This is a genomic window from Streptomyces sp. NRRL F-4489 (genome assembly GCF_001509485.1).
Lineage (GTDB): Bacteria > Actinomycetota > Actinomycetes > Streptomycetales > Streptomycetaceae > Streptomyces.
The window spans coordinates 1-23,523 of record NZ_LLZI01000242.1; the positions used below are offsets into that span (position 1 = coordinate 1).

Here is a 23,523-nt window from a genome sequence, read left to right on the forward strand (position 1 = left end):
GGGTAGGCGTCGCGGGGGCTGAGGGGGCTGAGGGGGTCATGGTGGGACTCAGTTTCCGGGGAGGTGGTTGATGGGGTGGTCGTCGGTTGCCCAGAGGTACTGGACGGCGTAGGCGCGCCAGGGGCGCCAGCGGGCGGAGTGGCGGATGAGGGCGGCCGGGGTGGCGGGGAGGCCGAGGCGGGCGGCGGCGCGCCGGAGGCCGAGGTCGGTGGGGGTGAAGGCGTCGGGGTCGCCGAGGGCGCGCATGGCGATGCACTCGACGGTCCAGGGGCCGATGCCGGGGAGTGCGGCGAGGCGGGCGCGGGCCTCGTCGCGGTCGCTGCCGACGCCGAGTTGGAGGGTGCCGGTGGCCAGGGCGCCGATGACACCGGTGAGGGTGGTGCGGCGGGTGCGGGGCATGGCGAGGGCTTCCGGGTCGAGGCCGGCGAGGGCCGCGGTGGTCGGGAAGAGGTGGGTGAGGCCGCCGGCGGGGTCCTCGACGGGTTCGCCGTGGGCGCGGACCAGGCGTCCGGCGTGGGTGCGGGCGGCGGCGGTGGAGACCTGCTGGCCGAGGACGGCGCGGACCGCGAACTCGTCCGGGTCGGCGGTGCGCGGCACGCGGCGGCCGGGGGCCTTGTCGACCAGGGGTGCCAGCTGGGGGTCGGTACGGAGCAGGTCGTCGACGGCTTCGGGATCGGCGTCGAGGTCGAGCATCCGGCGGCAGCGGGCGATGGCGCCGGCCAGGTCGCGCAGGTCGGTGAGCGAAAGCCGGCAGTCGATGTGGTCGGGGTGCGGGGTGAGGGCCGCGATGCCGTGTCCGTAGGGGAGGGCGAGGGTGCGGCGGTAGGCGCCGTCGCGCCATTCCTCGACGCCGGGGACGGCGGTGGCGGCGAGGTGGCCGAAGAGGTTGTCGGGGTTGAGCGGCCGGCGGAAGGGGAGCCGCAGGGCGAGGGTGCCGGGGGTGGCGGTGCGGGGGCCGGGGCCGGCCCGGCCGCGGAGTTCGGTCGGGGAGAGCGCGAAGACCTCGCGGACGGTTTCGTTGAAGCTGCGGATGCTGGCGAAACCGGCGGCGAACGCGATCTCGGCCATCGGGAGGGTGGTGGTCTCGACCAGGAGCCGGGCGGTCTGGGCGCGCTGGGCGCGGGCCAGGGCGAGGGGGCCGGCGCCGAGTTCGGCGCGCAGCTGGCGTTCGATCTGGCGGGGGCTGTAGCCGAGGCGGGCGGCGAGGCCGGGTACGCCCTCGCGGTCCACGATGCCGTCGGCGATCAGGCGCATGGCGCGGGCCACGAGGTCGGCGCGCTCGTTCCACTGGGGGGAGCCGGGGCTGGCGTCGGGGCGGCAGCGTTTGCAGGCCCGGAAGCCGGCCTGCTGGGCGGCGGCCGCGCTGGGGTAGAAGCGCATGTTGCGGGGCTTGGGGGGCACGACCGGGCAGCTGGGTCGGCAGTAGATGCCGGTGGTGAGGACGGCGGTGTAGAACCAGCCGTCGAAGCGGGCGTCCTTGGACCGCACGGCGCGCAGACAGCGCTCGGTATCGGTGTGCATGCCCTCAAGGATCGCGCGGGGGAACGGGGTGGGGCTGGCGGAAATCCGACATCGATGTCGGCTCATCTGGGGCGATGCGGGGGTCCCTCACTTCCCGGCGTCCTGCCCGCCGCTCCCCCGGGGACCTGCCCGCCGCCGCCCGCCGCCGGGCCCGCTCTCCCCCGGCGCCGGTTCACCGCTCGGCCAGGGCTGTCTCGTACGCCTGGCGGGCGCGGTCGTCGTAGGCGACGAAGCGGATCTCGTCGAAGGCGAAGGTGCCGGGGTCGGTGGCGAGGGCGGTGCGGACGGTGGTGACCGCGGTGCGGGCGGCGTCGGCGAGCGGCCAGCGGTAGACGCCGGTGGAGATGGCGGGGAAAGCGAGGGTGCGGGCGCCGAGGCGGGCGGCGGTGCGGAGGGACTGGGTGTAGCAGGAGGCGAGGAGGTCGGTGCGGTCCTCGGTGGCGGAGTACACCGGGCCCACGGTGTGGATCACCCAGCGGGCGGGGAGGCGGCCGGCGGTGGTGGCGACGGCCTGGCCGGTCGGGAGGCCGCGGCCGTAGTGGCCGGCGCGCAGGGCGCGGCACTCGGCGAGGATCTCGGGTCCGCCGCGGCGGTGGATCGCGCCGTCCACGCCCCCGCCGCCGAGCAGGGAGGAGTTGGCGGCGTTGACGATGGCGTCGACGGCCTGGGCGGTGATGTCGCCCTGGACGAGAGTGAGGCGCGTGCTCATGGGGCGAGCCTAGGACGCCCTGGAGCCGCGGGCGGGGCGTGCGGAGCCGGGCCCGTGGGCGAGCCGTGGCTACCCCTGGCCCTCTCCTCCGCCGGTGCCGGCCGCGGCCGGCCGCCGCCCCTCATCTCCTCCCGCCCTCATCTCCTCCCGCCCCGCAGCCGGCGCCAGACGGACTTGGCGGCGTAGTGGCCGGACATGCCGTGGACGCCGGGGCCGGGTGGGGTGGCCTGGGAGCAGAGGTAGACGGCGGGGTGGGCGGTCTCGTAGGGGACGCGGGTGAGCTTGGGGCGGATGAGGAGGCGGAGGCCGGCGGCGGAGCCGGTCGCGGTGTCGCCGCCGACGTAGTTGGCGTTGCGGGCGGCGAGCTGCGGGGGGCCGGCGACGGCGCGGGCGAGGACGAGGTCGCGGAAGCCGGGGGCGAACCGCTCGATCTGCCGCTCGACCACCTCGGTGGCGTCGCCTTCCCAGCCGTTCGGGACATGGCCGTACGCCCAGAAGGTGTGCTTGCCCTCGGGGGCGCGGGTGGGGTCGATGAGGCTGGGCTGGGCGGTGATGAGGAAGGGGACGGAGGGGTCGCGGCCTTCGGTGGCGGCGGCGAGGGAGGCGGCGATCTCGCGGCTGGTGGGGCCGATGTGGACGGTGCCGGCGCGCCGGGCCTCGGTGGCGGTCCAGGGGACGGGGCCGGAGAGCGCGTAGTCGATCTTGAAGACGCTGGGGCCGTAGACCGTGTCGCGGTAGGCGTTGCCGAGGCCGGCGATGCGGGCCAGGGCCGTGGGGGAGGTGTCGAAGACGTACGCGCGGGCGGGCGGGAGGTCGTCCAGGCGCTTGACCTCGAAGCCGGTGTGGACGGTGCCGCCGTGGGCGCGGAGCAGGCCGGCCAGGGCATCGGAGACGGCCTGGGAGCCGCCGCGCGGGACGGGCCAGCCGTTGGCGTGCGCGGCGAGGGCGAACATCAGCGCCAGGCCGCTGGTGCCCAGGCCGGTGAGCGGGGCGTTGGCGTGCGCGGCGAGGCCGGCGATCAGGCCGCGGGCCTTCTCGTCCTGGAAGCGGTGGTTGAGCAGGGCGGCGGGCTGGGCGGCGACCAGGCCGAAGCGGGCGTAGGTCACCGGGTCGCGGGGCAGGCCGAGCCACTGGGTGCGGAGGAAGTCGTGGGCCATGGTGTCCCACTTGCCGATGAACGGGGCGACCAGCCGGCGGTACGTGCCGGCGTCGCGCGGCCCGAAGGACATCGCGGTCTCGCCGACGGAGTGGGCGAGGACGGCGGCGGTGCCGTCGGGGAACGGATGCGCCATCGGCAGGTCGGGGTGGAGCCATTCCAGGCCGTGCCGGTCCAGGGGCATGGCGCGGAAGGCGGGTGAGCCGGCGCCGAGCGGGTGCACGGCGGAGCAGGGGTCGTGGCGGAAGCCGGGGAGGGTGAGTTCCTCCGTGCGGGCTCCGCCGCCGATGGTGTCGCGGGCCTCGAAGACCTCCACGGACATCCCGCGGCGGGCGAGTTCGGCCGCCGCCGTCAGGCCGTTGGGTCCCGAACCGATCACCACGGCGTCGAGCATCGTCGGCACCTGCGCCACTCCCCTCGTGTCCGACCCTCGCCGGTGAGGATCAGTTGGCGGCCGCCAGCAGTCCGAGGATACGCCGGGCGGTGGCGGCGTCCCGCGCGGCGGTGAACGGGAGGGCGTTGCCCCCTTCGATACGGAAGGGCCGCCCGGCGACCGTACCGCTCGCGCCGCCGGCTTCGTGGACGAGGAGCAGGCCGGCGGCGTGGTCCCAGGCGTTCTCCCAGCTGAAGGCGGTGGCGTCGAGGCGGCCCTGGGCTATGTGGAGGTATTCCAGGCCCGCGGAGCCGCAGGGGCGGGGGGCGATGCCGGGGGTGTCGAGGGCGGCCAGGACGCGCTTCTGCTCGTCGTCGGTGAAGTCGTAATGGGAGGTGGCGACGCGGAGCGCGGCGCCCGGGGCGGGGTGGCCGGCGGTGAGGCGCTCGCCGTTGAGCCAGGCGCCGGCGCCGCGGCGGGCCACGGCCATCTGGCCGAGCGCGGGGGCGTACGTCCAGGAGGCGAGGACCTCGCCGTGGTGGGCGAGGGAGACGAGGGTGGCGAAGCCGGGGTCGCCGTGGACGAACTGGCGGGTGCCGTCGACCGGGTCGACGATCCAGACGGGGGCGTCGCCGCGCAGGGCGTCCAGGACGGCGGGGTCGGCGTGCACGGCTTCCTCGCCGACGACCCGGGAGCCGGGCAGCAGGGCGGTCAGGGCCTCGGTGAGGTGCTCCTCGGCGCGCCGGTCGGCGGTGGTGACGAGGTCGTGCGGGCCGTTCTTCTGCACCACGTCGTCGGCGGCGAGCTGGCGGAAGCGGGGCATGATCTCGTCGGCCGCGGCGCGGCGGACGGCCGTCTCGACGGCGGCCGGGTCGAACGGGACGGCGGCGGCCGGATCCGGCCCGGAGGGCGCGGCGGGGGCGGGGGTGAGGGCGTCGGTGAGGTCCGTGGTGGCTCCCGGGGCCGGGGTCTGCGGTGTTTCGATCATGTCTCCATCGAACCACGCGGCACTGACACTCCGGCCGGCGCCAAGGTGAACTCCGGGTTCCGCCCGGGCGGCGACCGGGTGCCGGAGCGGGCCGGGGCCCGGCACCCGTCAGCGCCTGCCGCGCCACCGTTCCCGCAGGTCAGCGCCGTACGCCGAGAGCCGGACCCGGGCCGCCCCCGCCCGCCGGAGGCGCCCCCAGCCCGCTCACGGCCCCCGCCCCGCCTGACGGCGCCCGCCCCGCCCTCTCACCGCCCCACCGCGTACCCCTGCATCCCCCGCGGATTGGCGGCGGCCGAGAGCACCCCGGTCTCCGGGTCGCGGGCCACCGCGGACAGCCGGCCCTCGGACCAGGGGCCGCCCACCGTGACGTCGTGCCCCCGGCGGCGCAGCTCGCCGATGACCTCTGCCCCGATCCGGGACTCGACGGTGACCGCGCCCGGCCGCATGGCGCGCGGGAAGAACGAGCCGGGGAAGGCGTCGTTGTGCCAGTTCGGGGCGTCGATGGCGCCCTGGAGGTCGAGTCCGCCGCGGACCGGCGGGCGCAGTGCGGCGGCGAGGAAGAAGTGCAGCTGCCACTGGTCCTGCTGGTCGCCGCCGGGGGTGCCGAACGCCATCACGGGCACGCCGTCACGCAGCGCGAGGGACGGGGTGAGGGTGGTGCGGGGGCGGCGGCCGGGGGTGAGGGAGTTGGGCAGGCCCTCCTCCAGCCAGGTCATCTGGAGCCGGGTGCCGAGCGGGAAGCCGAGGGCGGGGATGACCGGGTTGGACTGGAGCCAGCCGCCGGACGGGGTGGCGGAGACGAGGTTGCCCCAGCGGTCGGCGATGGCGAGGTGGCAGGTGTCGCCGCGGGTGGTGCCGTCCCGGTCGACCTCGGGGGCGACGGCGGGCGGCTCGCCCCGTCCGGTACCGGTGGCGGTGGTCGGCTCCCCGGCCCCGCGCGCCAGAGCGGCGGACGGGCCCGGCCCACGCTCCCCAGCGCCAGCCCCGGCCCCCGTCGCGCCCGCCACGACGTACGCCGGGAGCCGCGGCGTACGCCCACCGGGGCTGCCGGGCCGCAGCGCGTACGAGGCGTCCGCGCCGATCAGGACGCGGCGGGCGGCGCTGTAGTCGTCCGCGAGCAGGTCGCTGAGCGGGACGTCGGCGGCGTCGCCGTACCACGCCTCGCGGTCGGCCATGGCGAGTTTGCAGCCCTCGATGAGCAGGTGGACGTACTCGGGACTGCCGTAGGCCGGCAACTCCTCCGGGAGCAGGGCGAGTTGCTGGAGGAAGGCGGGGCCCTGCGTCCAGGCGCCGGGCTTGGCGACGGTCCAGCCGTGCCAGTCGTACGTCACCGGGTCCTCGTAGGTGGCGGTGTAGGCGGCGAGGTCGTCGCCGGTGAGGGTTCCGGCGTGGCGGGCGCCGGAGGTGTCCAGGGCGGGGCGGGCGGCGAACGCGGCGAGCGCCTCGCCGATGAAGCCCTCGCGCCAGATGCGGCGGGCCGCGTCGATCTGCGCCTCCCGGTCGGCGGAAGCCGCCGCGGCCTCGGTGAGCAGGCGGCGCCAAGTGGCCGCCAGGGGGCGGTTGGTGAGGAGTCCACCGGGGCGGACGGCGCGGCCGCCGGGCAGGTAGAGCGCGGCGGAGGTGGTCCACTCGGTCTCGAAGAGTTCCCGGACGGTCTCGACGGTCTGCCCTATCCGCTCGACGGCGGGGTGGCCGTGCTCGGCGTAGCCGATGGCGTAACGGAGCACCTCGGCCAGGGACTTGGTGCCGTGGTCGCGGAGCAGCAGCATCCAGGCGTCGAAGGCGCCGGGGACGGCGGCGGCGAGCGGCCCGGTACCGGGTACGAGGTCCAGGCCGAGGGAGGTGTAGTGGCCCGGGGTCGCGCCGGCGGGGGCGGGGCCCTGGCCGCAGAGCACCCGGACCGGGCCGCCGGCGGGCGCCAGGAGGATGGGGACCTCGCCGGCCGGCCCGTTGAGGTGCGGTTCGACGACGTGCAGGACGAAGCCGGCGGCGACGGCGGCATCGAAGGCGTTGCCGCCGTCCTCCAGGACGGCCATCGCCGACTGGGACGCCAGCCAGTGGGTGGTGGCGGCCATCCCGAAGGTGCCTTGGAGGGTGGGGCGGGTGGTGAACACGGGGTCTCCTCGTCGCGGCTCGCCGGGCAGGTGATCACCGGTAGCCTCCCCCACCGGCCCGGCCCGCCACCACCCTCTCCCCCGGGTGCCCGGCGGCCGCGCCGGGCCGTACCGGGCGGCGCGTCCGGCCGCGCGGAAACCGGGCCGCCGGGCGCGGAACCGGCTCGCCGGAGGTCGGCCCGTTCCGTACGCTCGGGCCATGAGCAGCAGCGACGGCCGGCCGGCGCGGCGCCCACTGGTGGCGCTCCTGACCGGCGCCGGCATCTCCACCGACTCCGGGGTCCCCGACTACCGCGGGCCCAACGGGCTGTGGCGGCGCGACCCGGAGGCCGCGAAGCTGGTCACCTACGAGGCGTACATGGCCGATCCGGAGGTCCGGCGGCGGTCCTGGCGGATGCGGCGGGACAGCCCGGCGCTGCGGGCCCGGCCGAACGCCGCACACGAGGCGGTGGCCCGGCTGGAGCGGTCCGGGACGCCGGTGCGGGTGCTGACCCAGAACGTGGACGGGCTGCACCAGCTCGCCGGGATGCCGGCCCGCAAGGTGCTCGAACTCCACGGCACCGCTAGAGAGGTGGTGTGCACCGGGTGCGGGGCGCGGTCCCCGATGGCGGGGGCGCTGGAGCGGGTGGCGGCGGGCGAGCCGGATCCGGCGTGCCGGGAGTGCGGCGGGATCCTGAAGTCGGCGACGGTGATGTTCGGGGAGCGGCTTGATCCACGGGTCATCGGGGAGGCGCTGGCGGTGGCGAAGGCGGCCGAGGTGTTCTTCGCGGTCGGCACCACGCTCCAGGTGCAGCCGGCCGCGTCGCTCGCCGGGGTGGCCGTGGAGCACGGCGCCCGCCTGGTGATCGTCAACGCCGATCCGACGCCGTACGACGCGCTGGCCGCCGAGGTGGTCAGGGAGCCGATCGGGACGGCGCTGCCCCGGCTGCTGGACGCGCTCGCCTGAGCCCGCCGCGCGGACAAACGCCCCGCCCGGGCGCCCGGGGGCCGGCGGGGGTCCGCTCCGACCCGTTGTGCCGGGAATGCCGGTGCCCGCGTTACGGTTGACGCCGCTGCCGGCCGCGCGCCGTGCGGGGGAAAGGGCAGCCGGTCGTGGAAGGACGGAGAGGGCCGTGCAGGGCAAGCACCACGGTGAGTACAAGGTGCCGGGCGGCAAGCTGGTGGTCGTCGATCTGGACGTGGTGGACGGGGCGCTGCGCGGGGTCCGCGTCGCCGGGGACTTCTTCCTGGAGCCGGACGAGGCGCTGGACGCGATCAACGGCGCGCTGGAGGGCGCCCCGGCGGACACCGACGCGCGCGGGCTGGCCGCCCGGATCGACGCGGCGCTGCCGGCCGGCGCGGTGCTGTTCGGCTTCAGCGGCGAGGCGGTGGGCATCGCGGTGCGGCGGGCGGTGGCCGGCGCCCGGGAGTGGACGGACTTCGACTGGCAGATCATCCACGAGGGCCCGCAGTCCCCGGAGCTGCACATGGCGCTGGACGAGGTGCTGACGGCCGAGGTCGCGGCCGGGCGGCGGCCGCCGACGCTGCGGGTGTGGGAGTGGGACCGCCCGGCGGTGATCATCGGCAGCTTCCAGTCGCTGCGCAACGAGGTCGATCCGGAGGGCGCGGCCCGGCACGGTGTCACGGTCGTACGGCGGATCTCCGGCGGCGGGGCGATGTTCGTCGAGCCCGGCAACACCATCACCTATTCGCTGTGTGTGCCCAACTCCCTTGTGCAGGGCCTGAGTTTCGCCGAGAGTTACGCGTATCTGGACGACTGGGTGCTGGCCGCGCTCGGCGACATGGGCATCCGGGCGTGGTACAAGCCGCTGAACGACATCGCCACCGACGCCGGAAAGATCGCCGGCGCGGCGCAGAAGCGGATGGTGGCCGGGGACGGCGCGGTGCTGCACCACGTGACGATGTCGTACGACATCGACGCCGACAAGATGCTCGACGTGCTGCGGATCGGCAAGGAGAAGATGTCCGACAAGGGCACCACCAGCGCGAAGAAGCGGGTCGATCCGCTGCGGCGGCAGACCGGGCTGCCGCGGGCGGAGGTCATCGAGCGGATGATCGCGTCCTTCCGCGCCCGCTACGGCGGGTCGCCGGGGACGGTGACGGCCGAGGAGCTGGCCCGGGCCCGGGAGCTGGCCGCGGGCAAGTTCTCCTCCGAGGAGTGGCTGACCCGGGTGCCGTAGCGCACCCGGTCACAGGCACACCGCCGCCCGGCCCGCCTCAGCCGTTCACCACCGGGATGATCTCGCTGCCGTACGCGTCGATCACCGCCTCCTTCGCGTCGTGCATCGCGTACACCGCGAACTGGTCCACGCCCAGCTCCCGCAGCCCGCGCAGCTTCTCGATGTGCGCGGCGGCCGGCCCGATGAGGCAGAAGCGGTCCACGATCGCGTCCGGGACGAACGCGGTGTCGGGGTTGCCGGCCCGGCCGTGGTGGGCGTAGTCGTAGCCCTGGCGGGCCTTGATGTAGTCGGTGAGTTCGTGCGGGACGGCGCCGGAGTCGGTGCCGTATTTGGCGACGAGGTCGGCGACGTGGTTGCCGACCATGCCGCCGAACCACCGGCACTGCTCGCGGGCGTGGGCCAGCGCCGCCGGCGAGTCGTCGGCGGTGACGTAGGCGGGCGCGGCGACGCAGACGGTGACGCCGGACGGGTCGCGGCCGGCCGCCGCGGCGGCGTCCCGGACGGCCCTGACCATCCAGGCGGTGAGGTAGGGGTCGGCGAGCTGGAGGATGAAGCCGTCGGCCTCCTCGCCGGCCATCCGCAGCGCCTTCGGGCCGTACGCGGCCATCCAGACGGGCAGCCGGGCGCCCTCGCGGACCCAGGGGAAGCGGACGGTGGTGCCGCCGAGATCGGCCTCCTCGCCGCGCGCCAGGGCCCGGATCACCTTCGCGGCCTCGCTTATCCGGGCGAGGGTGTTGGGTGCGCGGCCGGCCACCCGCATCGCGGAGTCGCCCCGGCCGATGCCGCAGACCGTGCGGTTGCCGTACATGTCGTTGAGGGTGGCGAAGGTGGAGGCGGTGACCTCCCAGGTGCGGGTGCCGGGGTTGGTGACCATCGGGCCGACGGTCAGCCGGCTGGTCTCGGCGAGGATGCGGCTGTAGATGACGAACGGCTCCTGCCACAGCACGCAGGAGTCGAAGGTCCAGCCGTGGGTGAAGCCGGCCGCCTCCGCGCGCCGCATGAGGTCGACGACCGCGGAGGCCGGCGGGTCGGTCTGCAGGACGAGTCCGAAGTCCATGGTGAGGCCCCCTGGTCGGTCAGTGGAGGTACTGGCAGGTGCCGCGCGGGGTGTAGGCGCCGTGTCCGGCCCGGCCGGTGAACTCCCGGTCGGTGATGACCGGTTCGCCGCGCGAGAGGACGGTCTGCACCCGGCCGGTCAGCCGCCGGCCCTCGTAGGCGGAGTAGTCGACGTTCATGTGGTGGGTGGCGGCGGAGACGGTCTGCTCGGCGTGCGGGTCGTAGATGACGAGGTCGGCGTCGGCGCCGGGGGCGAGGGTGCCCTTCTTCGGGTAGAGGCCGAACATCCGGGCCGGGGCGGCGCAGGCCAGCTCGATCCAGCGGCGGCGGGAGAGGTGGCCGTCGACGACGGCCTGGTGGAGGAGGTCCATGCGGTTCTCGACGCCGGGCAGGCCGTTGGGGATCTTCGAGAAGTCGCCGCGGCCCAGCTCCTTCTGCCCGGCGAAGCAGAACGGGCAGTGGTCGGTGGAGACGACCTGGAGGTCGTCGCGGCGCAGCGCCCGCCACAGCGCCGCCTGGTGCTCCTTGGGCCGCAGCGGCGTGCTGCACACGTATTTGGCGCCCTCGAAGCCGGGCTCGGCGAGGTTGTCGGTGGACAGGAAGAGGTACTGCGGGCAGGTCTCGCCGAAGACCGGGAGTTCCTCGGCGCGGGCCCGGGCCAGCTCGGCGGCGGCCTCGCGGGCCGAGACGTGGACGACGTAGAGCGGGGCGCCGGCGACCTGGGCCAGGCGGATCGCGCGGTGGGTGGCCTCCGCCTCCAGGAGGGCCTTGCGCACCTCGCCGTGGAAGCGCGGGTCGGTGTCGCCGCGGGCCAGGGCCTGCTGGACGAGGACGTCGATGGCCAGGCCGTTCTCGGCGTGCATCATGATCAGGCCGCCGTTGCCGCCGGCCTGCTGCATGGCGCGCAGGATCTGCCCGTCGTCGGAGTAGAAGACCCCCGGGTACGCCATGAAGAGCTTGAACGAGGTGAGTCCTTCGGCGACCAGGCCGTCCATCTCCCGCAGGGTGGCGTCGTTGACGTCGGAGACGATCATGTGGAAGGCGTAGTCGATGGCGCACTGGCCGTCGGCCTTGGCGTGCCAGGTGTCCAGGCCGGCGCGCAGGGCGGCGCCCTGGGACTGGACGGCGAAGTCGATGATGGTGGTGGTGCCGCCCCAGGCGGCGGCGCGGGTGCCGGACTCGAAGGTGTCGGAGGCGGCGGTGCCGCCGAACGGCAGCTCCATGTGGGTGTGCGCGTCGACGCCGCCGGGGATGACGTAGCGGCCGGTGGCGTCCAGGACGCGGTCGGCGCCGGCGGTCCAGCCGGTGGCGGCGGGGCTGTCGGAGGCGGCCAGGGCGGCGATCCGGCCGTTCTCGATCAGGACGTCGGCGTGGGTCTCCTCGGCGGCGGTGATGACCAGTCCGCCCCGGACGACCGTACGGCTCATCTCGGCTCCCTACCTGGCGCCGGCCACCTGACGCGGCGTCAAAAGCTGGTCTGCACAAGCTGGTCTACACCCGTAGATTCCGGACGGGAAGGAGACACCGTAGAAGCATGGCACCGGCGGTGGCAAGAGTCCGGCGGATCTCCGGCGGGCCGGGGGGTGTCGCGGCGGCGGTCAGCCGGGTGGGCGAGCGGCGGGACACGCCGGGCCCGGGGGCCGGGCCGGACGAGGGGTGCGGGGGCGGCCGGATGGGCAGGTAACAGTCCCCGGACCCGCAGCTTCGAAAGTCATAGCGGAACGACACCTTCACAATCGGCACCAAGGACGTCGGAACACCCCAGATGACGTCAGAAAGGCGATGCGCCATGGAGCAGAGCACACCGTGGGAGTTCTCCGACGACCGCGGGCGCCTGGTGGTGGCCGGAAACCGACCGGAACGGATCGTGGCGTACATACAGGCGGGCGCGACGCTGTGGGACCACGGCATCCGCCCGGTGGGCCTGTTCGGCTCCCAGCACGACGGCGCGGCGGCCGATCCGGCCAAGGCCGGTGAGCTGCCGCTGGACGCGATCCGCTACCTCGGCTCGGGGGCCGCGCTGCATCCGGACACGCTGCTGGAGGCCCGCCCGGACCTCGTGGTGGCGGTGACGTACGACGGCGAGCAGGTCTACGGGCTGGCCGCCAAGACCGCGCGGGAGCTGGAGGAGCAGGTCCCGGTGGCCGCGCTCGCGGTCGGACCGGGCCGCAGTCTGCCAGAGGTGCGGGAGCGGTTCGCGGCGCTGGCCGGCTCGCTGGGCCGCGGTGAACCGCTGTCCCTGGCACGGGAGTTGGACGCGGCGGAGGACGAGCTGCGGCGGGTGACCGGCGGCCCGGCGCGGCCGCGGGTGGTGGCGCTGTCGCCCGCCGGGCCGGAGAAGGTGCATCTGGCCCGGCCCGGCACCTGGCCGGATCTGCGGGCGCTGGCCGAGCACGGTGTGGAGCTGCCGGAGCCGGCGGCCGGCGCCGGGACGAACTGGTCGACGGTCGGCTGGGCGGAGGCCGCCGCCCTCGCCCCGGACGTGGTCCTGCTCGACGTACGGGCCAACGCCGCCCGGGTCGAGGCGCTGCGGGCCGACGAGCACTGGCGGGCGATCGAGGCCCGCGCCCGGCTGCTGCCGTGGAACCCGGAGGCCCCGGTCAGCCGCCGGGCGCACACCCGCTTCTTCACCGAGGTGGCCGAAGCGGTGCGGGCGGCGGCGGCCCGCACCTGAGTCGGCCCCGGCTACTCCCGCCCGCCGCCGTCCAGTTGCCCCTGGGCGTGGCGCAGGGCGTCCGCGAGCAGGGCGGCGCCCTCCTCGGCCTCGGCGACGGTGAGGGTCATGGGCGGGGCGATGCGCAGCGCGCCGCCGCCCATCCCGCCTTTGCCGATCAGCAGGCCGCGTTCCCGGGCCGCCTCCAGGGCCAGGGAGGCGGCCTCGGGCGAGGGCTCGTCGGTGCCCGGCCGGACGAGTTCGACGCCGATCATCAGGCCCCGGCCGCGGACCTCACGGACCACGTCGAGGCCGGCCGCGACCGCCCGCAGCCGTTCGATGAGCAGGCCGCCGACCCGCCGGGCGTTGCCCTGGAGGTCGTGGTCGAGGAGGTAGCCGAGGTTGGCCAGGCCGGCGGCCATGGTGACGGGGGAACCGCCGAAGGTGGACAGGGAGTTGGCGGGCAGGCAGTCCATGATCTCGGCGCGGGCGACCACACCGCCCAGGGACATGCCGTTGCCGATGCCCTTGGCGAAGGTCAGCAGGTCGGGCGGGCCGTTGTCGGCGTGCGCCTGCCAGCCCCAGAAGTGGTCGCCGGTGCGGCCCCAGCCGGTCTGCACCTCGTCGCTGATCCACAGGATGCCCTCGCGGGCCAGCACCTCGCGGAACGCGGCGTAGAGGCCGTCGGGCGGGGAGGTGAAGCCGCCGACGCCCTGGACGGGTTCGGCGATCAGCGCGGCGACGCCGCCCGCGGTCTGGCCGAGCAGGTCCTCGAGGTCGGCGGTGCAGGCGGCGATGTAGTCGCGGTCGGACAGCTCGGCGAACGGGCCGCGCGAGCGCACCCCGCCGTGGACGTAGAGGGTCTGGAGGGGCGAGAGGCTGGTGGGCGACCAGCTCCTGTTGCCGGTGATGCCGATGGCCGAGAAGGACCGGCCGTGGTAGCTGTTGCGCATCGCCAGGATCTGGTTGGACCGGCGGTAGGTGGTGGCCAGCAGCAGCGCGGTGTCGTTGGCCTCGGTGCCGGAGGTGGTGAAGAAGACCCGGGCGTCGGGGATGCCGGAGAGCGCCGCGATCCGCTCGGCCAGCTCGACCATGGGGCGGGAGAGGTAGACGGTGGAGGTGTGCAGGATCCGGCCGGCCTGCTCGCTGACCGCCTTGGTGACCTCCGGCAGCGCGTGCGCGGTCATGGTGGTGAGGATGCCGCCGAAGAAGTCGAGGTAGCGGTTGCCGTCGGCGTCCCAGACGTACCGGCCCTCGCCGTGGGTCAGCTCCACGGGCCGCTCGTAGTACAGATTCAGCCACGACGGCAGGACGGCGCGGTGGCGGTCGTGGAGGGTGACGGGGTCGTGGGTCACGGCCGCACCAGCCCCTCGTAGGCGTCCGGGCGGCGGTCGCGGTAGAACGCCCACTGCTGCCGCACCCGGTCGATCAGGCGGAAGTCCAGGTCGCGGACGAGGAGTTCCTCCTTGGTGTCGCTGGCCGGGTCGCCGACGAACTGGCCGAGCGGGTCGACGAAGTAGCTGGTGCCGTAGAAGTCGTTGTCGCCGTACTCCTCGACGCCGACGCGGTTGATCGCGGCGACGAAGTACTCGTTGGCGACGGCCGCGGCGGGCTGCTCCAGCTTCCAGAGGTAGCCGGACAGGCCGCGGGAGGTGGCGGAGGGGTTGTAGACGAGCTGGGCGCCGTTGAGGCCGAGCTGCCGCCAGCCCTCGGGGAAGTGGCGGTCGTAGCAGATGTAGACGCCGATCCGGCCGGCGGCGGTGTCGAAGACCGGCCAGCCGGCGTTGCCGGGCCGGAAGTAGAACTTCTCCCAGAAGCCCTTGACCTGCGGGATGTGGTGCTTGCGGTAGGTGCCCAGGACGGTGCCGTCGGCGTCGATGACGGCGGCGGTGTTGTAGTAGAAGCCGGACTGCTCGACCTCGAAGACCGGGACGACGATGACCATGCCGGTCTCCCGGGCCAGGGCCCGCATCCGCCGGACGGTCGGGCCGTCGGGCACCGGCTCGGCCCAGCGGAAGTGCTCGGCGTCCTGCACCTGGCAGAAGTACGGGGCGTTGAAGACCTCCTGGAAGCCGATCACCTTCGCGCCCTGCGCGGCGGCCGCCCTGGCGTGCTCCTCATGCTTCGCGATCATCGATTCGGTGTCGCCGGTCCAGGACGCCTGGACCAGTGCGGCACGCACAACATCGGCCATGAGCTGCTCCTTTGTCGATGCGCCGGCCCGCGGCGGGCGGTGGCGCGGTGCGCCGGCCCGCGGCCGCAAGGATCTCCGCATGTGCAGGCGACCGTAAGGCCCGTCACCGACCGTGGCAAGACCATCTCCCCGCGCGGCGCGGCGCGCCGGCGGGCGGGGCCGGCACCGCTCCTCCCCCGGCGATACGACAGGCAATCTTGCAAGTTTGCCTTGCAAGTTTCCCTGTCGATCTCCTAGGCTCGGACCATGGCCGACAAGACTGTGCCCGACCACGACGGGGAACGGCTCGCCGCCGAGCTGGGGGCGAGCGTGTCCCTGCTGATGCGGCGGCTGCGCGCCGCCTCGCCGCAGGGCGAGCTGACCCCCACCCAGCGCGCCGTGGTGGCCCGGCTGGACGCCGAGGGGCCGTCCACCATCGCCGCGCTGGCCCGCGCCGAGCTGGTGCGCCCGCAGTCGATGCGGGTCACCGTCGGCGCGCTGGAGGAGCGCGGCATCCTCGCCCGCAGCCCGCACCCCACCGACGGCCGCCAGGTGGTCTTCTCGCTCACCGGCGAGGGCCGCCGGGTGCTGGCCGACGTCCGGCGGGCCAAGAACGACTGGCTCGCGGTGGCCATCGCCGAGCGGCTGACCGGCGCCGAGCGGCGGACGCTGGCCGAGGCGACCGCGCTGATACGACGGCTGACCGACGCATGAGCGGGCCCGAAGCGCCGGGGCGGACGGCCCCCGGCCGCACCGGCGGCCCGGCCGCGGCGGGCGCCGGACTCCCGCCCGGGGAGCGCGGTTTCGGCGCCCGGCTGATGACCCCGCTGCTGCTGGGATCGCTGCTCAACCCCATCAACTCCACGATGATCGCCACCGCGCTGGTCGCCATCGGCCAGGACTTCCGGGTCGGCGCGGCCGACACCGCCTGGCTGATCTCGGCGATGTATCTGGCCAGCGCGGTGGGCCAGCCGTCGCTGGGCCGGGTCGCGGACCGGATCGGGCCGCGCCGGGTGTTCACCGCCGGGTCGGTGCTGGTCTGCGCGGCGGGCCTGCTCGGGGCGCTGGCGCCGACGTTCGCGCTGCTGATCGTCTCCCGGGTCCTCCTCGGGATCGGCACCGCGGCCGCGTATCCGGCGGCGATGGCGGTGCTGCGGGCCGAATCGCGGCGGGTCGGCCGGCCCACACCGCGTACGGTGCTGGGCCGGATGTCGCTGGCCGCGCTGGCCAGTGCGGCGGTCGGCCCCACCCTCGGCGGGCTGCTCGCCGCGACGGCGGGCTGGCGGGCGGTCTTCGCGGTCAACGTCCCGCTCGCGCTGCTGGCGCTGGCCGGTGCGCTGGCCTGGCTCCCGCCCGACCGGGACGGCCGCGACCGGGACAGCCGCGCGGCGGCCCCCTCGGGCGGTCCCGGCGGCGCGGCCCGCGGCTCCCTCGACCCGTTCGGGATCGCGCTCTTCGCCTCCGCGCTGACCTGCGCGATGTTCTTCCTGCTGCGGCTGGACGCGCCGCGGTGGCCGCTGCTCGCGCCGGCCGCGGTGCTCACCGCCGTCCTGGTGTGGTGGCAGCTGCGCCATCCGCACCCCTTCATCGACCTGCGGATGCTGGCCAGAAACCGCGCGCTGACCCTGACGTATCTGCGGCACGGGCTGGCGTATCTGGTCATCTACTGCGTGCTGTACGGCTTCAGCCAGTGGCTGGAGCAGGCGCACGGCTTCTCGTCCTTCCACGCCGGGCTGGTGATGCTGCCGATGTCCGGCGCTGCCGCGGTGTGCTCCCTGGCCGGCGCCCGGACGAGGGGCATCCGCGCCCCGCTGGCGGTCGCCGCGGTCTGCCTGACCGCCGGCAGCGCGGTCTTCCTGCTGCTGCGCGGCACCAGCCCGCTGCCGCTCCTGCTGGTCGCCGGAGCGCTCTTCGGCGTCCCGCAGGGCCTGTCCTCGACCGGCAACCAGGCCGCCGTCTACGCCCAGGCCCCGGCCGACGGCGTGGGCGCGGCGGCCGGGCTCCAGCGCACCGCCCAGTACCTCGGCGCGATCACCGCCTCCAGCCTGATCGGGCTGGTCTACGGGACGCGCGCCACCGACGCGGGCCTGCACGCCATCGCGCTGACCGGCGCGGTGCTCGGCGTGCTGCTGCTCGTCCTCACCCTCGCCGACCGGTCGCTGCGCACCGCGGGCAACCGGGACCTCGGCTGACCCCCGAGACCGGCCATTCCGGCCACTCACCCCTCAATTCCCTTACGCAGAGCAGGAGTTACCGTGACCGTCAGCACCCTCGACCCGACCACCGCACTGGTCCTGATCGACCTCCAGAAGGGCATCACCGCGCTGCCCACCGTCCACCCCGCCGAGGAGATCGTGGCCCGCGCGGCCCGGCTGGCCGCGGCGTTCCGGGAGCGCGGGCTGCCGGTGGTGCTGGTGAACGTCACCGGCGGCGCGCCGGGCCGCACCGAGGCCGCGCGGGCGGGCGGCGGCACGCCACCGGCCGACTGGGCCGAGCTGGTGCCCGAGTTGGACCGGCAGCCGGGCGATCTGCTCGTCACCAAGGAGCGCTGGGGCGCCTTCCACGGCACCGCGCTCGACGCCGGACTGCGCCGCCGCGGGGTCACCCAGACCGTCTTCGCCGGGATCGCCACCAGCATCGGCGTGGAGTCCAGCGCCCGCGCCGCGCACGAGCACGGCTACCACGTCGCGGTGGCCACCGACGCGGTGACCGACCTCGACCCGGACGCGCACGAGAACAGCGTCCGCCGGATCTTCCCGCGCCTGGGCGAGACCGGCACCACGGAGGAGATCCTCGCCCTGCTGGGCTAACGGGCGCCGGGCGGGCCCCCCGGATACCCGGCGGGCCACCGCTCGTGCCAGCGCAGGGCGTCCTGGAGCTGGGCGGCCAGCGCGATCAGCCGGGGCTCGCCGTGCGCCGGGCCGAGCAGCTGGGCGCCCAGCGGCAGCCCGTCCGCGCTGAAACCGGCCGGTACGCTCAGGCCCGGCCAGCCCAGGACGTTCCACGGCCAGGCGTACGGGCAGGCGGCGATCATGGCCCGGTCCGTCTGGAAGCCGTTCAGCCGGGCGAGGGTGCCGATACGCGGCGGCGGGGTCGCGGTGGTCGGGGTCAGCAGCACGTCGTAGGGGCCGAAGAGCGCGCCGACGCGGCGCCGCTGGCGCTGTTCGACGGCGCGGGCCCGGCGCAGTAACGGTCCGCCGAGCAGCCGGCCGAGGCGGGCCGCCTGGCGGGTGCGGCGGTCCAGCAGCCGGGGGTCGGGGACCCGGGCGGCCCAGTCGCCGACGCCGGCCGTGGCGCGCGGGAGGAAGGCCAGGCCGATCAGCCCGTAGTCGGGGTCGGCCTCCTCGACGAGGTGGCCGAGGCCGGCCAGGGTGCGGGCGACGGCGGTGACCGCGGCCCGGACGTCGGGGTGCAGCGGTTTGCGGGTGAAGGTGAAGGCGGTCTGCCAGGACAGCGCGACGCGCAGCCGCCCGGGGTCCCGGCGGGCGGCCTCGCGGGCCGCGACCGGCGGCGGCCGGTGCAGGTCGCCGGGGTGGTTGCCGGCGGCCGCGTCCAGCAGCAGCGCGGCGTCCTCGACCGTACGGGCCAGCGGGCCGATGCCGGTGATGCCGTGGAACGACTCGAAGTCCGGCCAGGTGGAGATCCGGCCGCGCTGCGGTTTGATGCCGACCAGGTGGGACCAGGCGGCGGGGATCCGCACGGAGCCCGCGCCATCGGTGCCGAGGGCGGCGGGGACCAGGCCGGCGGCGACCGCGGCGGCCGAACCGCCGGAGGAGCCGCCGGGGGTGTGCGCGGGGTTCCAGGGGTTGCGGGTCTCGCCGAAGGCCGGGCCCTCGGTGAACGGCCACTGGCCCAGCTCGCAGGAGTTGGTCTTGCCGACGATGACCGCGCCGGCCGCGCGCAGCCGCCGTACCACCTCGGCGTCGCGCCGTTTGGGCGGGAACTCCCCGGCGCAGCCGAACGCGGTGGGTTCGCCCGCCACGTCGGTGTCGTCCTTGACGGCGACCGGGACGCCGAGCAGCGGCAGCCGCTCGCCCGCCGCGAGCCGGCGGTCGGCCTCCGCGGCCTCGGCGAGCGCCGCCTCGGCGCGTACCCGGCGGAAGGCGTTGACGGTGTCCTGGGTGGCGGCGATCCGCTCCAGGGATCGCCGGACCAGGGCGGTGGCGGTGACCTCGCCGCCGGCCAGCGCCCGGGCCTGCTCGGCGAGCCCCTCCCCCCGGCCGGCCGGGGGGCCGCCCGGGGCCGGGTGGCGGGGGCGGTCCGCGGCCGGCGCGGTCCGGCGCTGCTGGCTCTCGTCGACGCTCACGCTGGGTGCCCTCCCTGGGACCGCTCACTCGAACGAACGGTCCCAGGAGGCTAAAGGGCGCCGCAGGGGGCGGCAACGACGCCGCGCGGCGCGGCCCGGCGAGGACACACGGACGGCACACACCGCCCGCGGGCCGGCGTTACGGCGCGGGGTGGACCACCATCGCCGAACCGCCGCCGCGCCGGACCTTCTCGGCCGCGGCGAGCCAGCGGCCGTCCGGCAGCCGCTGCACACCGGTGGCCGCGCCGATCTCCGGGTTGAGCTTGAAGGTGTGGCCGAGCGCTTCCAGCTGGGCGCGGAGCGGGCTGTTCCACAGGGCCGGTTCCAGCTCGGTGGCGGCCGCGTTGCGCTGGCTGGCGCGCGGTGCGGCGATCGCGTCCACCAGCGGCATGCCCCGGTCGAGGTGGTTGAGCAGGGTCTGCAGCACGGTGGTGATGATGGTGGCGCCGCCGGGCGAGCCGAGGGCGAGGACCGGCTCGCCGTGGCGCAGGACGACGGTCGGGGAGATGGAGGAGCGCGGCCGCTTGCCGGGGCCGGGGAGGTTGGGGTCGGGCACCGCCGGGTTGGCGGGGGCGAAGGAGAAGTCGGTCAGCTCGTTGTTGAGCAGGAAGCCGCGGCCGGGGACGGCGATGCCGCTGCCGCCGGTCTGCTCGATGGTGAGGGTGTAGGCGACGATGTTGCCCCACTTGTCGGCGACGGTGAGGTGGGTGGTGTTCTCGCCCTCGTACGTCGTGGGGGCGGCCGGGCCGGCGGTGCGGCAGGGCGCCGGGTGGCGCGGGTCGCCGGGGGCGAGCGGGCTGGTGAGCGCCTTGCGGTCGTTGATCAGGCACTCCCGGGAGGCGGCGAACCGCTTCGAGGTGAGGCCCTTGACCGGGACGTTCTCGTAAGCCGGGTCGCCGACCCAGCGGCCGCGGTCGGCGAACGCGATGCGGCTGGCCTCGATGTAGCGGTGCAGGTACTGCTGCTCGGTCAGGTGCGAGAGGTCGGTCTTCTCCAGGATGTTGAGCGCCTCGGCGACGCTGGTGCCCCCGGAGGAGGACGGGGCCATGCCGTAGACGTCCAGACCGCGGTAGGTGGTGTGGGTCGGCTGGTGGCTGACCGGGCGGTACGCGGCGAGGTCGGCGGCGGACAGGTCGCCGCGGCGGACCGTGCGGGAGGCGCCGGGGCGGACCGGGGGCTTGTTGACGGTGCGGACGATGTCCCGGCCGATCGCGCCCCGGTAGAGCACGTCGGTGCCCTTGGCGCCCAACTCCCGGTACGTACGCGCCAGATCGGGGTTCTTCATGGTGGAGCCGACGACCGGGAGCTTGCCGCCGGGCAGGAAGAGGGCGGCGGTGGCCGGGAAGTCGCGGAAGCGGGCCTCGTTGTCGGCGGTCTGCTGCCGGAAGGTCTGGTCGACGGTGAAGCCGTGCTCGGCGAGTTTCTCGGCGGGCCGCAGCACCTGCGACAGGGAGCGGCTGCCCCACTTCTTCAGGGCGCTGTCCCAGGTGGCGGGGGTGCCGGGCGTACCGACACTCAGGCCGCTGGTGACCGCGTCGGCGAACGGTATCGGCTTGCCGTTCTCCAGGAAGAGGTCCTTGGTGGCGGTGCGCGGGGCGGTCTCCCGGCCGTCGAGGGTGCGGACGGTCTTCGTCCGGGCGTCGTAGTAGACGAAGTAGCCGCCGCCCCCGATGCCGGAGGAGTACGGCTCGGTGACGCCGAGGGCGGCGGCGGTGGCGACCGCCGCGTCGACCGCGTTGCCGCCCTTGCGGAGCACCTCGATACCGGCGGCCGAGGCGTCCGCGTCGACGCTGGCGACCACACCGCCGTAGCCGGTGGCGACGGGCGTCTTGGCGGGGGCGGCGGGGGCCGGTGCGGGGCCGGTCCGGGCGGCGGCCGGGGCCGCCATCAGGGAGCCGGCCAGCGCGGCCGTGACTCCCAGGACGGTGAGACGTCGGGCGTTGGACATACCTGGATTTCCTCCACGGGCGGTGCGAGGGGGCAGCAGGGGGCGGAGCCTACCGGGGCAAGTGCCGCCGGGACAGGGGGTGGTGAGGCGGTGCCGGGGGCCGGCGCCGGTGCCGGGCGGCGGCCCGGGCGGGGCGGGCCGGCGGGCGGCGGCCCGGAGTCTCTGCCAGGCTCGGGGGTATGACTGCCCGTCCGCGTTCCGCCCTGCTGCACTGGACCGGTGTGCTGCCGGTCGCGGCAGTGGTGCTGCTGGTGCTGGTGTGGGGGCGGGCGCTGTCGGCCGCGCTGGTGGCGGTGGTGTCGCTGTTCCTGGCCGGGGCGGTACTGGCCGCGGTGCACCACGCGGAGGTGATCGCGCACCGGGTGGGCGAGCCGTTCGGGTCGCTGGTGCTGGCGGTCGCGGTGACCACGATCGAGGTGGCGCTGATCGTCACGCTGATGGCGGACGGCGGCGACAAGAGCGCCGCGCTGGCCCGGGACACCGTCTTCGCGGCGGTGATGATCACCTGCAACGGCATCGTCGGCCTGTGCCTGCTGGTCGGCGCGCTCAAACGCAAGGTGGCGGTCTTCAACGCCGAGGGCACCGGCGCGGCGCTCGCCACCGTCGCCACGGTGGCCGGGCTGAGCCTGGCGCTGCCGACGTTCACCACCAGCGCGCCCGGGCCGCGGTTCTCCGGTCCGCAGCTGGTGTTCGCGGCGCTCGCCTCGCTCGTGCTGTACGGGCTGTTCGTGACCACCCAGACGGTCCGGCACCGGGACTACTTCCTGCCGGTGACCACCGCCGGCGAGGTGATCGCCGACGAGGACCACGCCGATCCGCCGTCCGCCCGGGTGGCGCTGGGGAGCCTGGGCCTGCTGGCGCTGGCGCTGGTCGCGGTGGTGGGCCTGGCCAAGGCGGTGTCGCCGACCATCGAGGCCGGGGTGGCGGCGGCCGGTCTGCCGTCGTCGGTGGTGGGCGTGGTGATCGCGCTGCTGGTGCTGCTGCCGGAGACCATCGCGGCGGTCCGGGCGGCCCGCCGGGACCGCGTGCAGACCAGCCTCAACCTCGGGCTGGGCTCGGCGATGGCCAGTATCGGCCTGACCATCCCGGCGGTGGCGCTGGCCTCGATCTGGCTCAAGGGTCCGCTCGTCCTGGGCCTGGGCCCCAGCCACCTGGTGCTGCTGGTGCTGACGGTCGTGGTCGGCACCCTGACGGTGGTCCCGGGCCGCGCCACCCCGCTCCAGGGGGGTGTCCATCTGGCGCTGCTGGCGGGGTATTTGGTGCTGGCGGTGAGTCCTTGACCGTAAGTCCTTCAACGGGTGGGGCGGACCGGACTGCCCCCGAATGAACGGGTTCACGTACGACCGCCACCCGGATGGCACACCGCGGGCCCCGGTGGCCGGAGCCGATCGGGTAGCCGGGCCGCGCCGCGCGGTGTCGCTGCGCCGCCCGGCCCCGGCCGCGTGAGAGCTCAAGGGGATGACCTCCGACAAGCTCACCGCGGCGCGGCGGACGGTACTGCGCGCCGGCGTCGTGATCGGCACCCTGGCCGCCGCCCGCCTCGTCCTCGGCCAGGACGGCGGCCCGCCGGCGCCGCCGGAGGCCGCCCGGCGGGCCCGGGGCCTGACGGGCCGTACGGGCCCTACGGACGGCACCGCGACCGGCACGCCCGAGGCCCCCCGGCTCCGCGCGATGGCCGGCGAGACCTCCCGCTCCGGACCGGGCGCCTCCCCGCCGCGCGCCGAGGTCGCCTTCACCCTCCCCGGCCGCGACCGGGAGATCGCGCTCACCTTCGACGACGGCCCGGACCCCCGCTACACCCCGGAGATCCTCCAGCTCCTGCGCCGGCACCGCGCCCGGGCCACCTTCTTCGTCGTCGGCGAATGCGCCCTGGCCTTCCCCGACCTGCTGCACTACATCGCCGAGGAGGGCCACACCATCGGCAACCACACCTGGACCCACCCCCAGCTCACCGCCCTCCCGCCCGGCGAGGTACGCGCCGAACTGGGCCGCACCAGCGCCCTGATCGAGGAGATCCTGGGCAGCGCCCCCACCCTGGCCCGGGCCCCGTACGGCGACTGGGACCCGCTGTCGCTGGCGGTCTGCAACGACCTGGGCATGTCGCCGGTCGGCTGGTCGGTGGACTCCGAGGACTGGACCCGCCCCGGCCCGGAGCGGATCGCCGACACGGTGCTGGACGAGCTGGGGCCGGGCGCGATCGTGCTCTGCCACGACGGCGGCGGCGACCGCCTCCAGACCGTCCAGGCCCTGGAGTGGTACCTCCCGGAGCTGCTGGACCAGGGGTACGAGCCGGTGCGGGTGCCGGGCTGAGGGGCCGAGCCGGCGGCGGTCAGGACCGGCCCCGCG

19 protein-coding genes are annotated in these 23,523 nt (G+C 75.4%); 8 read left to right on the forward strand and 11 right to left on the reverse strand.

All coding sequences use genetic code 11. The annotated features are described in order from the left end of the window. Positions 1-48 precede the first annotated feature (48 nt). The 5 genes from ADL22_RS22830 to ADL22_RS22850 form a co-directional block, all read right to left on the reverse strand. Complete coding sequence (locus tag ADL22_RS22830; RefSeq protein ID WP_066982874.1) at positions 49-1,521, reverse strand: DNA-3-methyladenine glycosylase 2 family protein; 1,473 nt, start codon at positions 1,519-1,521, stop codon at positions 49-51. A 172-nt stretch (positions 1,522-1,693) separates the two neighbouring features. Further along, complete coding sequence (locus ADL22_RS22835) at positions 1,694-2,230, reverse strand: O-acetyl-ADP-ribose deacetylase (RefSeq protein ID WP_066982876.1); 537 nt, start codon at positions 2,228-2,230, stop codon at positions 1,694-1,696. A gap of 137 nt (positions 2,231-2,367) precedes the next feature. Continuing rightward, positions 2,368-3,789: a phytoene desaturase family protein gene (locus ADL22_RS22840; RefSeq protein ID WP_066982987.1), complete on the reverse strand. Its 1,422-nt coding sequence runs from the start codon at positions 3,787-3,789 to the stop codon at positions 2,368-2,370. Between the two features lie 40 nt (positions 3,790-3,829). Beyond that, a complete protein-coding gene (locus ADL22_RS22845) occupies positions 3,830-4,747 on the reverse strand; it encodes an inositol monophosphatase family protein (protein WP_066982878.1) in 918 nt (305 codons plus the stop codon). 245 nt (positions 4,748-4,992) lie between these two features. Continuing rightward, the gene (locus ADL22_RS22850) at positions 4,993-6,861 is read right to left on the reverse strand and encodes a gamma-glutamyltransferase family protein (RefSeq protein ID WP_066982879.1); all 1,869 of its coding nucleotides are present in this window, start codon (positions 6,859-6,861) and stop codon (positions 4,993-4,995) included. A gap of 199 nt (positions 6,862-7,060) precedes the next feature. Here ADL22_RS22850 and ADL22_RS22855 point away from each other — a divergent pair, with 199 nt between their 5' ends. Further along, on the forward strand, positions 7,061-7,807 hold the full coding sequence (locus tag ADL22_RS22855; protein WP_066982881.1) for an SIR2 family NAD-dependent protein deacylase: 747 nt from the start codon (positions 7,061-7,063) through the stop codon (positions 7,805-7,807). 166 nt (positions 7,808-7,973) lie between these two features. Continuing rightward, positions 7,974-9,041, forward strand: coding sequence for a lipoate--protein ligase family protein (locus tag ADL22_RS22860; protein WP_066982883.1), 1,068 nt, complete (start codon positions 7,974-7,976; stop codon positions 9,039-9,041). 37 nt (positions 9,042-9,078) lie between these two features. Here the strand turns inward: ADL22_RS22860 and ADL22_RS22865 are convergent, their stop codons facing one another. Then, a complete protein-coding gene (locus ADL22_RS22865; protein WP_066982885.1) occupies positions 9,079-10,098 on the reverse strand; it encodes a TIGR03842 family LLM class F420-dependent oxidoreductase in 1,020 nt (339 codons plus the stop codon). Between the two features lie 19 nt (positions 10,099-10,117). Beyond that, the gene (gene hydA, locus ADL22_RS22870) at positions 10,118-11,524 is read right to left on the reverse strand and encodes a dihydropyrimidinase (RefSeq protein WP_066982887.1); all 1,407 of its coding nucleotides are present in this window, start codon (positions 11,522-11,524) and stop codon (positions 10,118-10,120) included. Between the two features lie 362 nt (positions 11,525-11,886). Between hydA and ADL22_RS22875 the strand changes: the two genes are divergently transcribed. Next, positions 11,887-12,771, forward strand: coding sequence for an ABC transporter substrate-binding protein (locus ADL22_RS22875; RefSeq protein WP_066982889.1), 885 nt, complete (start codon positions 11,887-11,889; stop codon positions 12,769-12,771). 11 nt (positions 12,772-12,782) lie between these two features. Here the strand turns inward: ADL22_RS22875 and ADL22_RS22880 are convergent, their stop codons facing one another. Then, positions 12,783-14,105, reverse strand: a complete 1,323-nt coding sequence (locus ADL22_RS22880) for an aspartate aminotransferase family protein (protein ID WP_066982891.1) — start codon at positions 14,103-14,105, stop codon at positions 12,783-12,785. Further along, positions 14,102-14,944 (reverse strand): nitrilase-related carbon-nitrogen hydrolase, encoded by an 843-nt coding sequence (locus tag ADL22_RS22885; protein WP_066982893.1) that lies wholly within the window; start codon positions 14,942-14,944, stop codon positions 14,102-14,104. Before ADL22_RS22885 ends, ADL22_RS22880 begins: the two co-directional genes overlap by 4 nt. Positions 14,945-15,205: 261 nt before the next feature. Here ADL22_RS22885 and ADL22_RS22890 point away from each other — a divergent pair, with 261 nt between their 5' ends. The 3 genes from ADL22_RS22890 to ADL22_RS22900 all read left to right on the forward strand — a co-directional run bounded on the left by ADL22_RS22890 (position 15,206) and on the right by ADL22_RS22900 (position 17,733). Continuing rightward, positions 15,206-15,637, forward strand: coding sequence for a MarR family winged helix-turn-helix transcriptional regulator (locus ADL22_RS22890; protein ID WP_079064356.1), 432 nt, complete (start codon positions 15,206-15,208; stop codon positions 15,635-15,637). Continuing rightward, on the forward strand, positions 15,634-17,115 hold the full coding sequence (locus ADL22_RS22895) for an MFS transporter (RefSeq protein WP_066982897.1): 1,482 nt from the start codon (positions 15,634-15,636) through the stop codon (positions 17,113-17,115). The genes ADL22_RS22890 and ADL22_RS22895 overlap by 4 nt, the downstream gene beginning before the upstream one ends. A 63-nt stretch (positions 17,116-17,178) precedes the next feature. Further along, complete coding sequence (locus ADL22_RS22900) at positions 17,179-17,733, forward strand: isochorismatase family protein (protein WP_066982899.1); 555 nt, start codon at positions 17,179-17,181, stop codon at positions 17,731-17,733. Here the strand turns inward: ADL22_RS22900 and ADL22_RS22905 are convergent. After that, positions 17,730-19,229 (reverse strand): amidase, encoded by a 1,500-nt coding sequence (locus ADL22_RS22905; RefSeq protein ID WP_066982900.1) that lies wholly within the window; start codon positions 19,227-19,229, stop codon positions 17,730-17,732. The genes ADL22_RS22900 and ADL22_RS22905 overlap by 4 nt on opposite strands. A gap of 139 nt (positions 19,230-19,368) precedes the next feature. Next, entirely contained in the window at positions 19,369-21,177 is a 1,809-nt protein-coding gene (ggt, locus tag ADL22_RS22910) for a gamma-glutamyltransferase (protein ID WP_066982902.1), read from the reverse strand. A gap of 179 nt (positions 21,178-21,356) precedes the next feature. Here ggt and ADL22_RS22915 point away from each other — a divergent pair, with 179 nt between their 5' ends. Continuing rightward, positions 21,357-22,457, forward strand: a complete 1,101-nt coding sequence (locus tag ADL22_RS22915) for a calcium:proton antiporter (RefSeq protein WP_066982904.1) — start codon at positions 21,357-21,359, stop codon at positions 22,455-22,457. Between the two features lie 178 nt (positions 22,458-22,635). Then, positions 22,636-23,487 (forward strand): polysaccharide deacetylase family protein, encoded by an 852-nt coding sequence (locus ADL22_RS22920; RefSeq protein ID WP_066982907.1) that lies wholly within the window; start codon positions 22,636-22,638, stop codon positions 23,485-23,487. Positions 23,488-23,523 lie beyond the last annotated feature (36 nt).